This window comes from Paenibacillus sp. FSL H8-0259, assembly GCF_037963255.1.
GTDB classification, from domain to species: domain Bacteria; phylum Bacillota; class Bacilli; order Paenibacillales; family Paenibacillaceae; genus Paenibacillus_AQ; species Paenibacillus_AQ phytohabitans.
This window is the reverse complement of the sequence record NZ_CP150147.1, coordinates 1,613,520-1,628,673: the sequence shown is the minus strand read 5'-3', so window position 1 is coordinate 1,628,673 and position 15,154 is coordinate 1,613,520. Positions and strand designations below refer to the sequence as shown.

Sequence of the window (15,154 nt, the reverse complement as noted above, 5' to 3'; positions counted from 1 at the left end):
AATTAACCCTATCGGCGGCGCATTGTATTCGGTTTTTCGCACCCGAGTTGTAGCGGTCCCTAGTCCAGCTGCGGTAGCTACACTTCGCGTGGCATCATGCGCCAGGCTCCTTCATCCTTCCGAAGATTCAGTACAGTGACTTCACCCGGAGCGGGTGCAGCTACTGTATAGAAGGTTACTCCTTCGGTCAGACGCGCCAGCAGCAGCCGGATGATGCCGCCATGAGTCACAATCAGCACGCGCGGAGGCGGGGGATTGGGTGATGAGTCTGGCACTAGTGAAACTGCCGAAGATGAAATTGGTACTGGTGAATCTGCCGCTGGTGGAACTGCCGCAAATGGAATCGGCACTCGTGAATCTGGTACTGGTGGAACTATCACAGATGAAATGGGCACTGGTGAATCTGCCACTGGTGGAACTACCGCTGGTGGAACCACCCTTGGTTCGCTGGTTTCAATCCAGGGCATCCCCCTGTTAATGCTTGTATGCTCCAGTTCCTGCTCCAGCTGAGTCCAGAAATCATCCACCCGGGCTTCAAATTGTTCCCACGCTTCCCCTTCCGGCGGTGTTACTAATTCGGGGTGGTCAATCCAGCTGCGGTAATGCCCGTTATCCTTCAGCTGCTCATAATCGCCGCCTTCCCAAGCACCAAAATCCAGCTCGCGCAGCTGCGAATCATAGATGGCCTGCCGCTCCAGGTGTGGAGCCACAGCTGCCAGCGTCTCCCTGCACCTGAGCAGGTCACTGCAATAGACACGCCAGAATTCCCCGCCGAGCGCCGACTGGTCGCTTAGTGCGGACAATTGCTGACGCGCCTCCGGCAGCAGCGGCAGATCGGTGCTGCCCAAATAACGGCGCTCCTTGTTCCACTGCGTATGCCCATGGCGGATAAGCACCAGCTCTAATTCCAGTTGAGGTTCCTGCTCCTGCTCCAACTCCAGTTCTAACTCCTGCTCCAGTTCCTGCTCATGTTGAGGCTCCCGCGCCAGCTCCTGCTCCAACTTCTGCCCTAGCCCCAGCTCTTGCTCCAACTCCCGCCCTAGCCCCAGCCCCAACTCCTGCTGCGGTGCCGGGTTACTTAGAACGCTGCGAGCTACCAGAGCCGAATCCTTCAAGTGGCTTATCTTGTCATTGTCCGCATCCTTGTCCTTGTCCTTGTCCTTGTCCTTGTCCTTGTCCTTGTCCTTGCCCTTGCCCTTGCCCTTGCCCTTGCCCTTGCCCTTGCCCTTGCCCTTGCCCTTGCCCTTGCCCTTGCCCTTGTCATTGTCCTTGTCATTGTCCTTGTCCGTATCCTTACCCTCGTCCTTGTCCATCTGCACTCCGCTCAGCCCCCCATCCCCTGCCATAACAAGGCAACCGCTGCACACAGGCAGACAAATATGGCTGAAGACAGCATCATCATCCGCGAAGTCACGATAATATCCTCCGGCTCCATTGTCCGCAGGGGATCCCCCATGTAAGCGCGGAAGGAGGTTACGCCGTGGTATACATTTTCTCCGCCCAGGCGGATGCCCAGTGCTCCGGCAACTGCCGATTCCGGGTAGCCGCTGTTCGGGCTGGGATGAAGACGTGCATCCCTCCGCACGGAACGCCAGCATCTCCGCCAGTCCAGCCGCAGCAGAGCTGCACACAAGGTTAGCAATAGCGCTGTAATCCGCGCCGGTATGTAATTGACCACGTCATCCAGACGGGCAGATGCCCAGCCGAGGTCGCGGTACTTGTCGTTCTTGTAGCCGACCATGGAATCCAGCGTGTTCACCGCACGGTAAGCCATAGCCAGCGGAGCCCCGCCCAGCAGGGCGAAGAACAGCGGCGAGATGATCGCGTCGACGATGTTCTCCGCCACTGTTTCCACTGTGCCGCGGACGATCTCCGGGCTCTCCAGATGCGCCGTATCCCGGCCGACGATCATTCCCAGCGCTCTGCGGGCAGCGGGAATATCTCCTTGGCGGAGTTCTGCGAATACCGCCAACCCTGCATCCTTCAACCCTTTGGAGGCAATCGTTGTGGAGATCAGCCATACTTCGGCAGCCCCGGACAGCCAGGGGGATATCTTATAGAGTAGCATGACAAGCAGCGCTGTCAGCACCCATGCGCCTCCTGCTACCAGGAGCGGAAGCAGCAGCCCCGCCCGCTTCAGGGCGCGGGGCGCCGATGCGAAGCGGCGGATAAGCTGCTCTATCGCGCTGATGGCCTTCCCCATATAGACAACGGGATGGGGAAGATTACGCGGATCGCCGACAATCCGGTCCACAACATAAGCGGCCAACAGTATGATGGCAAGCTTCACCTTGGTTCACCCCGCTGCGGTTCCTGGCGGTCCTTCTTCATCATTCCAGACATTATTCCCGGCCGCCCTTCATCAGATGGCCGGGCTGCCCATTTAGTGCTTCTTGAGGCGGTAACAGTTCAGCTGCCACTACTGCTTCGACTGCAACTGCTTCTTCTCCACCCGCAGCTTGCCCAGTTTCCGCAGAAGCTGCAAGTTGCTCTGCCTGCGCCAAGTTAGCTAGTTCCGCTCTCCGCGCAGCCTCTGCCGCCTTCACCGAACTCAGACTTTCCGTCACCGCACTGTACACCAGCCTGCCGATGGCTCCGCCCAAGTCAGTCGCAGTTCCGGCGTAGACATGCTCCGCTGCGTAGCGGCGGCTTCCGCTCACCGCGAGCACGATCGCATCCGTGGTGGTTCCGGTTGCGGTTAGCCCATTCTCGGAATCCGTGATTCCGAGATCCGCCAGTGCGGCAGCCTTCGCTTCCGTGGCCGTCATCACGGCGTTGACCATGGCAGACGGCGACAGCCAGCCGTCAATGCCAAGCATGATGTTGATCGTGCCCGGGCGGTAAGCCGCCAGCACGCTGCGCTGCGATCCGGCGCGGGCGGCATTGCCCGCAGCCGCTGTCACGCAGCACATTATCCCCGCAGAGCCGGTATCCTCCTCGGCAACAGCGGCATGTTCAAGCGGAACTGCCGTCATCAGTCCGGCACAGCCTTCCAGCGGATAACCCCACTCCTGCAGCTTATTTTCCATATCCCGTACCGGATTGCTGCATTCGTAGTCCCGGGTGACATATTGGTTCACCGCCCGCTTCAGGCGGCCTGTTCCTCCGCCATACACTGCGCTTGATATACTGTCTACCTCAGCCGGAAATTCCAGCAGCAGATGGCCTTCCCGCCACTCCAGCGTTAGTCCCTGCCAGACCCTGCTCTGGTACACTGCCAATCCACCGTCAAGATTAAAGGGTAGATTCACATTCACTTCTTTCACGTTACATCCGCTCCTCTCACGCAGTAAACTATTCCTAAACCGACTATATCATTATATAGTATCTCGTTTTCTCTGTATCAATGTTTGTAGCCTGCAAACAAAAAGCTGACGCCGGAAATCCGGACGCCAGCTTGCTCTGCCGTATGCTACTGCTGTTCAGTTATGTCTAACAGTCTTAGAATCAGGGTTACTGCCTCTGCCCGCGTTGCCTGATCATTCGGAGCCAGCCGGTTATTGCCTTGGCCTTCAACCAGACCCGCTTCATAGGCGGCTGCCGCATACGGCTGACCCCATGAAGGAATAAGCTCCGCATCTACAAAAGCTGCCTTAGCCTTGGAGTCTGTCTTCCATTCCAGCGCCCGGACAATCATGGCAATCATCTCCAGGCGGGTAATCTTTCCGCCGGGCCGGAAGGACTGATCCGTATAGCCTGTAATCCAGCCGGATTTAACCGCAGCGGCAACATACGGCTCCGCCCATGGCTGAATGCTGCCTTCATCCGTGAAGGAAAGTCCGGATAGCGCAAGGTCCACCTGTAAGGCGCGACCCAGGATCACCGCGAATTCACTGCGCGTAACGGCTCCGTCCGGACGGAAGGTTCCGTCTGCATAACCGTTCACCAGCTTGCGCTGCGCCGCAGTTATAATGCTCTCTTTTGCCCAGTGCTTCTCTACATCCTTGAACGCAGGCTGAGTAGCCATACCGCCATCGCCTGTATTTCCTGCGCCGCCTATGCTGCCCGTATTGCCGGTGGTTACGATAGTGCCGATAGTACCGGTATTCCCTGTGTTGTTACCCGCATTCCCATTATTGCCGTTGTTGCCGTTATTACCGTTGTTACCGTTGTTGCCATTGTTCCCTGTATCCGTGCCTCCGTCAGGCTTGGTGTCTGCCTTTAGCACCGTCAATACGAAGCTTTTCTGGGCCTCTGCCCCGTCTTTCTTCAGAGTGGCCGTCAAAGTCACCCCGGTTGTGCTCGCCGAACGTTTAACCTCCCCTTTACTGGAGATGATATCGGGATTACTTGAGGTCCAGGTAATTTCACTTCCATGTTCGCCTGCTGCCGGCAAAATAACGTCTTTCGTAACCGAGGTCTGGAGGTCTCCATCAGCATAAACAATTTCAAGCTTATCCTTATCTAAGTTAACAGCCAGCGGTTTCGGTAAATCCCCTAAAGTTATCGTTACTGAGGCTGTATTTAACGGGACCGTAACGATACCTTTGCTGTTATCCATTATGCCTGCAGATACATCCGTAATATTGTTCACCATGCTTGGCAATTGGACACTGAAGCTGGCCCCTCCGGCCTCTACCTTCGCCTGACTCAAATCGCTGCTGAAGGTCACCACGAGCTGATTGTCTTGTCTTACAATGCTGTACCCGACTCTGCCGCCCTGCAGAGCGGGGTAATTCTGCACACTGGCCACCACATTATTGTTCTTGGCAGCGTCCTTGACCCACTCCTTAGGGATCCCGCGGCCTACAATAATCTCAGCCTTCTGATTCTGATCATAAATCCGCTCGGCAATCAGGGAATCAATGAGCACCTTGGAGTTCACGGATTGTCCCCACATATGCTGGGCTGATCCGCCGCCGCCCGGTGTATTCTGAAGGTTCAGCTGATCATTCGTCTGTGCCCAAGGGCTTCCTGCGACAGGATAATTGATCCCTTCCCACCAGCTGAACGGCCCGCTCATCGAATTTTCAATCATGAATTCATACGCTTTGATGCCCATATCCCGGTATTCTTCTCCGCGCAGTGCAGCGCTTCCGTAACCGGCATTATATGCGCTTGAGTAGAAGCCATGCGGATAACCCCCGAAATTGTAAGGAGAATCTGTCGTATCCTCCTGGATACGCCGGTTGATTCCATAGGAATACGTATCATCCAGCAGCTTCAGGTTGATATTATCCTCGGGCTGCTCTGCCCCATACAGATACCCGTCCCAGTGCCATCTGCCGAACAGGAACATGGAGGCCCAGTTCGCATCTCTGGAGTCTCTCATCCGGTTCTCATCATTGGTCTCAACGACCGATGCCGGAATATAATCAAGCCCTTCTTCGGTTATCGTCTGCTGCAGCTTGGCTGTGAATTTGGCCAATAAGTCGTCATACCTTGCTTTTGCCCACTCCGCTTCCTGCAAATAGGTTTCATCATTTTTTAAACGGTAGAGTTCGCGGGTTACATATTCATAAGCGGTCAGACCGGTCAGGGCAGAGTAATTGTCGATCGTCCAGTTGCCCTCGGAATCAATCGCATACGTTTTTTTCATAATTCCGTCAGCGTTGCGGTCACTCTCAATGGTTCGCGCTCCGAATTTAACCCGCTTCTCAAATACGGTGCCGGTAGAGCCGTCATCGGCGGTCATCTGCTCATCGAAGATAGAGGCGTCACCGGTTTTACTTAAGTAAACAGCGTAGGCCCATGGAATTTTCCAGTTGGTATCCCAATACAGATTGCTGTCCACCTGACCCGTCTCAATGTTGATTCCGCCTGTCAGCGGGATACTCTTCAGATAATCCTGCGCATGAGCGAAATCCCCGCTCTGAATCAGATTTACCAGAATGCCCAGCGTATCATGGGAGAATAACCGGGCATAGCCGTTTTCACCCACATGCAGATACGTATCATCTTTAATAATCAGCGTATCGATATAGCCGGATTTGAACGCATTCTCAAGCTCCCGGTTCGGCAAGCCGATATCCACTACTGCGGAGAGTCTATTCAGCCAATAAGCTTTCATCTCACTGTAGTTGGCTTCGAAGGTTCCCAGACCCGCCACCTGCTCTTTGGTCAAGGAAGTAAACCGGGTCACGTTCTTGTCAAAATATTCATATTTATCAGCTTCAATTGCATATTCCCTGACAACGCTCCCGCCCGGCTGAACGGTGTACATATTTACAGCGTCCGCATTGATTGGAACCAGATTGCCCGAGACGACCGGCAGCAGCATGAGCTCGCCTGAATGATTCGTAGCCGTGACTCTGGAATAGTTGACGACATAATCCTTCTGGTCCACCGTGTGCTTGGTGGCGAAGGTCTCAATCTTGTAGTCTACTTTATTCTTCGTATATTCACTGATCATTACAGGTAAATAACCTTCCCCCTTGGTCCACTGGATGTTGCTTGTATCTGCAACTCCGAACGTGACCATTTGCTTAGGGGCTACCGGACCATGCTGCTCCGGACGGCTTCCGCCGATCTGATATGATCCGTCCAGAAAAGCAAGCGAAGCATTCTTGTCGCCTTCGAAGCCGAAGGCTGCTGTCATTTGCGCATGCGTATCGTACTGGTATTTGCCTGCGGTCTTCAAATTATGAACCGCTTCCAAAACAGCGGAGAAGGCGGTCAGCTTCTCGTTATCCGGAGCGTTAGCATCCAGCGCCTTGGCGGCTTGCACAGCTGCATTCAAGGTGTTCAGGGAACTGAGGGTGTAGCCTTTGATGACGGCCCGGCTAATAAGATCGATCTGCCCGGCAATCGCCGCCATATCCATATTAATCTCCAGCTGGCCCCTTGCCGCCTGTAAATGGCTGAGCGCTGCATTGATCTCCTCCGGGTCAGCGTCAAAATCGTTCAAAACCAGGCCGGCATTAGCCAACGCAGCTTCGAGTGCAGACCACGACTGCACGGTGTACAGCCTGCTGTTGTAGTTAGATTTGGCAATATCATCGATTAAGGCCTGTAAGGCGGTTCTGTCCACATCCGTATTCTTAATAATTCTTAAGATGCCTGTGCCCAGATGTGCTTCGGATTGGAAGGCACCGGAGACACTTTTGCCGAAAAATTCACTTGCCGTTTCCCCGTTCTTCTTCATGACCATCCAGCGGTATTTGCCGGCGGACAGATTCTTCTGCGATAAAACCAGAGCGTACCGTGTATTTCCGGCGAGACTATAACGGAGTGGAATCGTAGTCATTTCACCGTCCGCAACACGGTCACGGCTGACCACTGTTTCTGCAAGAAGAGTACCTGCCGGGAAGCCGGAAGGGTCTGTCCCATATAGCTTCACGGTCAAGTCGCTTACGCTATTGGATATTTTTCTCACATTTACTTGTGCGTACTGCATCTCGAAGCTCTCCTGAGCCGTAAAGGTCTGATATCTGTCCTGCTGATCCCCGCTGCTGCCGAATTCGTATTCATTCTCCGCAGCACCTGTGTAATCGATCATCAGATTGGTTTCTCTTCTTACCAGAGCCGCTTGCTTCTGCTCCAGAAGCGACAGGGCACGGTCGATTTCCTCCTGTAGGGCATCCTGCTTGTCCAGAACCTCCTTGGCTTGAATCCTTGCTTTGGCAAATTCCTGCCAGGATTCATCCGTGTATACGCCTTGGAGCTTGTCCTTCACTCGATTATAGGCAAGCTGGAGCATGCTTTTATCGGCTACCTCCTTGCTGCTTACCGCAAGTCCCGAGAAGGACATGTTACCGTACCGTGAAAGGGTTTCTGCCTGCAGACCCTCAACCTTTAATTGCACATTGGCAGGTACCTTAATTTGATACTTATATACTTCCGAAGTCCCACCCGCACTGATCTCCTTCGTCTCCATGAGGTTCATATCTGCATAGATCTTCACAGCAGCTTTCGCCTGCCATAACCCGATGCCGAAGACGACCGTTGACTCCTGCGGCTGCGGGGCAACTTGGAAGGTCCAGCCTACATCCCCGTATATCCCCGAATCTCTGTTCTTGGGGAAAAACACGCCGAATCCGGTATCCTTAACAGCCCTTTCATAACCTGCCATGCCGTCATTCCAGGAATAGGACAAATAATTCCCGTCATTTCCCCTATCTGGCTTCCCTTCGGTACCTGTCGTACCGTTCCCGTACACGCTGAAGGTTACAGAGCTGGGAACGGCCTTTTTAATCTGAATGATGTCATCCGGGCCGTTACCTTTCAGATGCAGCCAGTCTACATTCCCAACCTCCGACAGATCCAGCACATACTCACCTTCTACTTTACTTTGGGTAATATCAAGTGCGGGGGAGCTTACTGCGGCATCTGCACCGTCTGCTCCATAGGCGGTCCGGGGCTGGCCAAGCGGGGTTGAGGATAGGACCAGTGAAGCCAGCAATATCAAGACGGGGATTTTTCGTAAGGGTATTCTGAGCATTCTTTAACCTCCTTGTGTATTTGATTTAAGCATATAAAAACCCGGCAAATTTAAACATACGAATATCTTTACATCCAGCCGACTTTTTTTACCTCTTTACGGCCCGGCCATCCGGGTAAACGTAATGCTTGGGTTCAAGCACGCTTCGTAACAAGTCTGCGGGTGAACGCGTGGCGAATTAACTTTCCGGTAACATACATACTTCACAACAACACAAAAAAACCGTTCCTGTAATTAATGGAGGTACTACCCGCCATTTCAAAAGGAGCGATTTCTTTGTACATTAATAGATGATGAACCCTTCTGGTAAGAGACGGGTTCCGTTCCGTGCTAAAGCCGGCTAAATAAGTGGATTTATGACATTTAATTATATGATTTAACCGTATATGCATTTATTAAGTGGAAAAATGGCATCTAATTCTCTTGATTCCGCCTCCAAACGGGGATGCGGGACGAATAGATGTACTTTTTCCAACTGCTGTCCCGAAATTGTCTGGTTCAGGCTAAATAAATGCTCTTTTTCCACTTATTTCTTGAGGAGAGACAACGTGCACACCGGCAGCGAAGTGAGTCGGAGAACCTTTGACGGCTGGCTCGCTAACTGTTGGCTTCTGGCCCCCTGCGGCTAGCTTCTGGCTGGCTTCTGGCACGCTGACGGCTGGTGGCTGGGCACGCTAACTGCTGGTGGCTGGCACGCTCTCAACTACTGCAGCTCTCAGATCCCCGCCCGCAGCAGCGCCCCCAGCTCCCGCAGCAGCCGGGCATTGTCCGCCCGGCCCTTCACCGCGACGCGCATATGCCCCGGCTCAAGGCCGGGGTACATCGCGCAGCTGCGGACGAGAATGCCGCCCGCGCCCAGCCGCTGCTGCAGCTCCTGCGCGCTCCACGGAGCGGGCAGCCGCAGCAGCAGGAAGTTCGCTTCGCCCGGCGGCACTTCGCAGCCGAGCTCAAGCAGACCTTGGCGCAGCAGCTGCCGCTCTGCTGCGATCAGCGCGCGCGTCTCCTGCACATAGCCGTCGCCGCTCTGCAGACAAGCTTCCCCGGCCCGCAGGGCCAGGCCGTTCACGCTCCAGGTCACCTGCTTGCCGGTCATCGCCGCGGCAAGCTCCGGATGTGCGGCAGTGAAGCCCAGCCGCAGCCCGGGAATGGCAAAGAACTTCGTCATCGAGCGCACCAGCACCGTATGACGGTAAGCCCCCAGCTCCGGCAGCAGGGATTGCCGGTCCGCCTCCGGGATGAAGTCAATGAACGCTTCATCCACGGCAAGAATCGTCCCGCAGGCTTCCGCCCTGCGGGCCAGCACCCGCAGCTCGTCCAGCGGATACTGGACGCCGTTCGGATTATTCGGCTGGCCGAGGAACAGCAGATCCGTCTGCTCCAGCAGGCCGGAGATCTCGTCCACGGAGGCCCGGTAATCGCTGCCGCGGGTCCCTTGAACGGACAAAACCTCTGCACCGAACTGCTCCGCCAGCTGGCGGTATTCGGAGAAGCACGGCTCGACGATGCCTACGCGGCGCGGGGCCGCCGCCAGCAGGAGCAGGGCCATCGACTCGGCGGCTCCATTAGCAACGGTAATCCAGTCCGTGCCCACTCCCAGATTTTCCGCGAGCAGCGCTTTCAGCCTCCGGTGTCCCGGATCAGGATAAGCTGTAATCGCGGAGACTGCATCCCGCAGCAGCGCCAGCACCCCCGGCGGCGGGCCCAGCGGGTTAATATTGGCGCTGAAATCCAGGAAGCCGCCGCTATTCTCCCCGTATAGCTCGGCCGCTGTCAACAGATCGCCGCCGTGTCCGTATTTTTCAAGCATGAGTACACTCCCTTTACGCTCAATCATTACTTCATTAATTTAATTGAACTACACTTATTTGAGTAGCAGATCTGCCGCTGCAAAAACCCTGCCCATAATACAACATTCTCCGCATAATCCCGGCAATAATCCAGAACTGTTGTATAAAAGGCAGCATTTCGTCCCCTCCAAGCGGTTTAGCAGGACAATTCTTGTATCGCATACAACAATCTGTGTGAAACTTAGCAATCCTTCACCCAATTATCGGCCTATTGCCGGAAGTACGTCAATGCCCTCACAGCAGCACACAGGTGCCCCCGGCATGATGATCCCAGGCACTTATCAAGCGGAGAAATACCGGGCGAAGCTTATTCTGCCGGGCAGAAGTCCGCTTACAGCCTCAGTGGTGGATAAACTGGCAGCCCTTGCGTAACGCCGGCCGGATAAGTTAAACTTTCGATTTTGTGGAAATCTCTCTTTTAGTTTAGAATAAGTACAGCAGTTTACTATGGCCAAGCGGAGGAATCACTATGCTTTTTATCGATAACACCGGTATTACAGACGCATCGGTTAATCTGGCAATTGAGGAATTTGCACTCAAAAACCTGCCGATGGACGAGAGCTACCTGCTCTTTTATATCAACAGCCCGTCGATAATTATCGGCAAGCATCAGAACACCATCGAAGAGATTAACCAGGAATATGTGAAGGACAACAATATCCAGGTCGTACGGCGGTTATCCGGCGGCGGCGCAGTCTATCATGATCTGGGCAATCTGAACTTCAGCTTCATTACCAAGGATGACGGACAGTCTTTCCATAACTTCCTCAAATTCACCCAGCCTGTGATTGATTATCTGCAGTCGATGGGAGTGAATGCCGAGCTGAGCGGACGCAACGATCTTCAGGTCGGGGAGCAGAAAATCTCCGGCAATGCCCAGTTCTCCACACGCGGACGCATGTTCAGCCACGGCACATTGATGTTTGACCTTAATCTGGATGATGTGCAGGCTTCACTCAACGTAAATCCCGAGAAGTTCAAGTCGAAGAGCACCAAGTCCGTACGCAGCCGTGTAGCCAATATCAAGGAGCTGCTGGGCAACCCCGATATGACGATTGAGGAGTTCCGCGAAGGTCTGCTGCGTTCCATCTTCGGTATGGAGGCGTCCGAGGTTCCCCAGTACAAGCTGACAATGGATGACTGGGTACGGATCAATGAAATCTCCAAGGAACACTACCAGAACTGGGACTGGAACTACGGCCTGTCGCCGAAGAGCAATGTGAAGCACACCCGCAAATTCCCGGCCGGTCTAGTGGATATCCGCATGGACATTGAGGATTCCATCATCCGCGAGATCAAAATCTACGGGGACTTCTTCGGTGTCGGCGATGTGGCGGATGTGGAGAACGCGCTGCGCGGCAAACGTTATGCGGAAGCTGAGGTCAGAGAGGCACTGGCTGATCTCGATCTGAAGCATTACTTCGGCCGCATTGAGCCGGAGGACTTCATCGGTCTGGTATTTCTTGAGGAGTAGGGCTCTGCACCGCAGACACCACTCCGGCAAGCAGGTACTTATACAGTAAAAAGAACCCCGCTATCCTGCCGCATCCTGCGCAGCTGATCGTGGGGTTCTTGTCTTGCCGTCCATCTCTTATCTCGTTGTTCATCTCTTAAGTTGCTGCCCAGCTCTTGCTTGCCCTTTACACCAAAGAAGGCGTAAGCACAAAAACATAGACAACCAGCGCCAGCGTAAGCATTACGCACACCTTCTCCACTGCATTACCTTTCTTCGTGCCGGTGCTCATCAGCTTCAGCCGCAGCTTGACCGGCAGCGGGGGCAGCGGCGTAATTCCGCGCTGGGTCAGGGAATCGGCCAGCAGATGCAGGCCGTAGGACATACTCCCGGCAATCCAGAGACTGCCGCCGTCATCCATGCCCTTTGATACAAAATACAGCAGCGCCCCCCAGCCGGCCACGGCATACAGCGTATGCGTGATTCCCCGGTGCGGGACAACGGAAGCTACGACCAGCACACAGGCGGCAATATAGTTCCATGGATCATAGGCATCGGCAAAAGCAAACAGCGCCAGCGCAATCAGCAGCATCACCAGATGCCTCAGCCTGCGGCTCGGCAGGAAAGACACACTGCCGACCAGCAGAGCCAGGGCAATATTCCACGGCGGAGCAGCGATTCCGGCAAAATAAAGATAAATAGCTGCCCCGATCAGGGATACCTGAAGGATACGCAGCAGAAACTCGGGAACTGCCTTGCGTACCAGCAGTGAATTCGGCTCGTCGATATCGGGCAGCAGCGAGCTGACCACCGCAACGGCGACGGCCGGAAGAGTGATTTCAAGCCCAAGCAAACTCATGGCGGACAAGGTAACCCCGGTGCTGATAACTAAATGGGATTTGCCCATCATGGTGAATCCGCTCCTTCATATGAGAGTATAATGATTCTGGATGTCCGAAATAAGAACAAGTGTGCGGTTATCGAAGTATACCAAGGCTTTCCTTTTTTGTCCAGCGTATAACGGGTTACAGGCCTCCTTCATCCCGTGCGGACACGGCCGCTACGCAGTTTCGGCTTGTCCTGCCCCCTGATTTAGGATACAATTTGGACAACTCATACGGCCCTGAAAGGATGACACCCTGTGAACCGCTCCCGAATCGCCGATCTAAGTCTGCTGCTGGTGGCGATGATGTGGGGATGTACGTTTCTTATTGTGCAATCTGCCGTCCGGGTACTGCCGCCACTTGCCTTCAACAGCATCCGGTTTACAGGCGCCGCCCTGCTGCTTGCACTAATTACCGCCGTCTTCTACCGTCAGGAATGGAAGAAGCTAAGCTTACGTATGGTTCTGCATGCTCTGCTGCTGGGCCTGCTGCTCTTCCTGGGCTATGGCTTCCAGACCATGGGACTGCTGTATACCACCACCTCCAATACAGGGTTCATTACCGGACTGTCGGTGGTACTTGTACCTTTCCTGTCTCTGGCGCTGCTGAAGCATGCCATATCCCGTTACACCTGGTTCAGTGCCGGCCTCGCAGCGGTTGGCCTGTATCTGCTGACCTTCACCGGCTCTGCGTTCTCCCTTAATAAGGGCGATGGCCTGATCCTGCTCTGCGCTGCCTTCTTTGCGCTGCAGATCGTGTATACCGGCATATATGCGCCGCGTTATCCGGCCTTGCCGCTGGCCGCGCTGCAGCTTGCCTTTGTGGGCCTGTTCAGCGTTCTGGCCACCCTTCTGGCGGATGGCCCCGCACCGCTTATGCACAGCGGGGAGCTGCTCGCGAAGCCGGAAGTGCTCTGGGCCATGCTAATCTCCATCGGCCCGACCAGCGCCTTCGCCTTCTGGATTCAGACCGCCTGCCAGAAATACACCACCCCGTCCCGGGTGGCGATTATTTATGCCACAGAGCCGGTATTCGCTGCAGTAACAGGCCTGCTCTTCGGCGGAGAGACACTCGGCCTGTCTGCTGCGCTAGGCTGTGGATGCATTCTTGCCGCCATGCTGATGGCGGAGCTGAGTCCTGATCCGGCGCGGACGCAGGCGGAGGGCTAGCAGCATTTTATAGTTACATGCTTCAGACAAAAAGTCGTGCTTCCGTTCCCCTTCTTATAGAAGATTCCCCGGAAAGCCGGACTAAACCAACCTTTTAGGAGAGAACCCAAATGTACAAATTGATTGCTATCGATATTGACGACACCCTGATTAATGACGACAAGGAAGTTACCCCTGCCACCCAAACTGCGCTGGAACAGGCTGTTGCCGCTGGCGTTGTGGTTACCCTCGCTACCGGACGCGCTTATGCTTCCGCCCAGGCGATTGCCCGCCAGACCGGACTGAATGTGCCGATCATCACTTATCAGGGGGCACTCGTTAAGAATCTGCTGGACGAAGAAGTGCTCTATGAGCGTTATGTCCCGCAGGATGCGGTGCGTAAGCTGTTCCAGTACTGTGTGGAGCATGACCTGCATCTGCAGACTTACATCGACGACAAGCTGTATGCCCGCGAAGAGAACCAGAAGCTGATCGACTATTCCGCTCTAAACAAGACTCAATACTACATTGAGCCGGATTGGGAAGGGAAACTGGTCCCGCAAAAAACACCTAAAATGCTCATCATCGACGATCCGGCCTTCCTGGATGAGCTGTCCCCGATCCTGCGCAATCTGCTCGGTGATTCGGTTCACATCACGAAGTCCAAGCCGCATTTCCTGGAAATCATGCATCACGAAGGCACCAAAGGCCTGGCGCTTGAATTCCTGGCTAAGCATTTCGGCTGCGAGCTGTCCGAGACCATCGCTGTCGGTGATTCCTGGAACGATCACGAGATGCTCGAAGCCGCCGGCCTCGGTGTCGCTATGGCGAATGCCATTCCTGCCCTGAAGGAAATTGCCGATTTCGTTACCCTCAGCAACAATGAGGACGGCGTGAAATTCGCCATCGATAAATTCATTCTCGGTGCAGAATAACAGGCATTCCTCTCTGAGCGGATATCTTATATGACAAAGGTGGCTTACCGCCGGTTCAGTTTATTGAACCGCTGTAAGCCACCTTTTATAATCCAAGAAGAAAGGAGGGTCATCCATGGAAGAAGTATCTGCTGCGGACCAGCTCGAATCCATTAAATCCTGGCAATCGACCATCAAAAAACTCGAAAATGCCTTTGCGCAAATGACTCAAAAGGGCACAAACATTTCGCTGGTAAAGAAACGGCTCAATGCTTCACACATCGGCTTAGCGGTTCTGGAGAACGTCTGGAATCAACAACCTCATCAGTACTCCCATGAAGATATAGCAGAAGCCCGCAAAGTTCTGATTGAAATAACCCCATCTGTTGAACATAGTTACGCTAAATCCAAGGCTGGCAGTCCACAACAAACTCTTTTAGAAAGAAGACTCCAAGCCTTGAAGCTGGCTGTTCAAGCGATTGACGCTCTCTCTGCCAAGTAGCGCGTAGCGCATGCTGAAAGCCAAGA

The 15,154-nt window shown here is 54.3% G+C and carries 10 protein-coding genes; 4 read left to right on the top strand and 6 right to left on the bottom strand.

What is annotated here, in order from left to right; translation table 11 throughout:
• Window positions 1–77 precede the first annotated feature (77 nt).
• The 5 genes from NSU01_RS07035 to cobD all read right to left on the bottom strand — a co-directional run bounded on the left by NSU01_RS07035 (window position 78) and on the right by cobD (window position 10,187).
• On the bottom strand, window positions 78–1,346 hold the full coding sequence (locus tag NSU01_RS07035) for a histidine phosphatase family protein (RefSeq protein WP_076242406.1): 1,269 nt from the start codon (window positions 1,344–1,346) through the stop codon (window positions 78–80).
• Complete coding sequence (gene cbiB, locus NSU01_RS07030; RefSeq protein WP_042134404.1) at window positions 1,325–2,290, bottom strand: adenosylcobinamide-phosphate synthase CbiB; 966 nt, start codon at window positions 2,288–2,290, stop codon at window positions 1,325–1,327. Before cbiB ends, NSU01_RS07035 begins: the two co-directional genes overlap by 22 nt.
• A 52-nt stretch (window positions 2,291–2,342) precedes the next feature.
• Window positions 2,343–3,266: an adenosylcobinamide amidohydrolase gene (locus NSU01_RS07025; protein WP_256703729.1), complete on the bottom strand. Its 924-nt coding sequence runs from the start codon at window positions 3,264–3,266 to the stop codon at window positions 2,343–2,345.
• Between the two features lie 146 nt (window positions 3,267–3,412).
• The gene (locus NSU01_RS07020) at window positions 3,413–8,380 is read right to left on the bottom strand and encodes an S-layer homology domain-containing protein (RefSeq protein ID WP_076242405.1); all 4,968 of its coding nucleotides are present in this window, start codon (window positions 8,378–8,380) and stop codon (window positions 3,413–3,415) included.
• A gap of 715 nt (window positions 8,381–9,095) precedes the next feature.
• Entirely contained in the window at window positions 9,096–10,187 is a 1,092-nt protein-coding gene (gene cobD / locus NSU01_RS07015; protein ID WP_076242404.1) for a threonine-phosphate decarboxylase CobD, read from the bottom strand.
• A gap of 509 nt (window positions 10,188–10,696) precedes the next feature.
• On the opposite strand from cobD, the gene NSU01_RS07010 reads away from it, so the two are divergent.
• Window positions 10,697–11,701 carry a lipoate--protein ligase gene (locus tag NSU01_RS07010; protein WP_042134400.1) on the top strand — a complete coding sequence of 335 codons (1,005 nt, stop codon included), beginning with the start codon at window positions 10,697–10,699 and terminating at the stop codon, window positions 11,699–11,701.
• A 166-nt stretch (window positions 11,702–11,867) separates the two neighbouring features.
• Here NSU01_RS07010 and NSU01_RS07005 read toward each other — a convergent pair whose 3' ends face one another.
• On the bottom strand, window positions 11,868–12,590 hold the full coding sequence (locus tag NSU01_RS07005; protein WP_076242403.1) for a metal-dependent hydrolase: 723 nt from the start codon (window positions 12,588–12,590) through the stop codon (window positions 11,868–11,870).
• Window positions 12,591–12,821: 231 nt separating this feature from the next.
• On the opposite strand from NSU01_RS07005, the gene NSU01_RS07000 reads away from it, so the two are divergent.
• The 3 genes from NSU01_RS07000 to NSU01_RS06990 all read left to right on the top strand — a co-directional run bounded on the left by NSU01_RS07000 (window position 12,822) and on the right by NSU01_RS06990 (window position 15,128).
• Window positions 12,822–13,733: a DMT family transporter gene (locus NSU01_RS07000; RefSeq protein WP_076242402.1), complete on the top strand. Its 912-nt coding sequence runs from the start codon at window positions 12,822–12,824 to the stop codon at window positions 13,731–13,733.
• Between the two features lie 110 nt (window positions 13,734–13,843).
• Complete coding sequence (locus NSU01_RS06995; RefSeq protein WP_076242401.1) at window positions 13,844–14,647, top strand: Cof-type HAD-IIB family hydrolase; 804 nt, start codon at window positions 13,844–13,846, stop codon at window positions 14,645–14,647.
• Between the two features lie 115 nt (window positions 14,648–14,762).
• Complete coding sequence (locus NSU01_RS06990) at window positions 14,763–15,128, top strand: hypothetical protein (protein ID WP_076242400.1); 366 nt, start codon at window positions 14,763–14,765, stop codon at window positions 15,126–15,128.
• The last annotated feature ends 26 nt before the right edge of the window (window positions 15,129–15,154 follow it).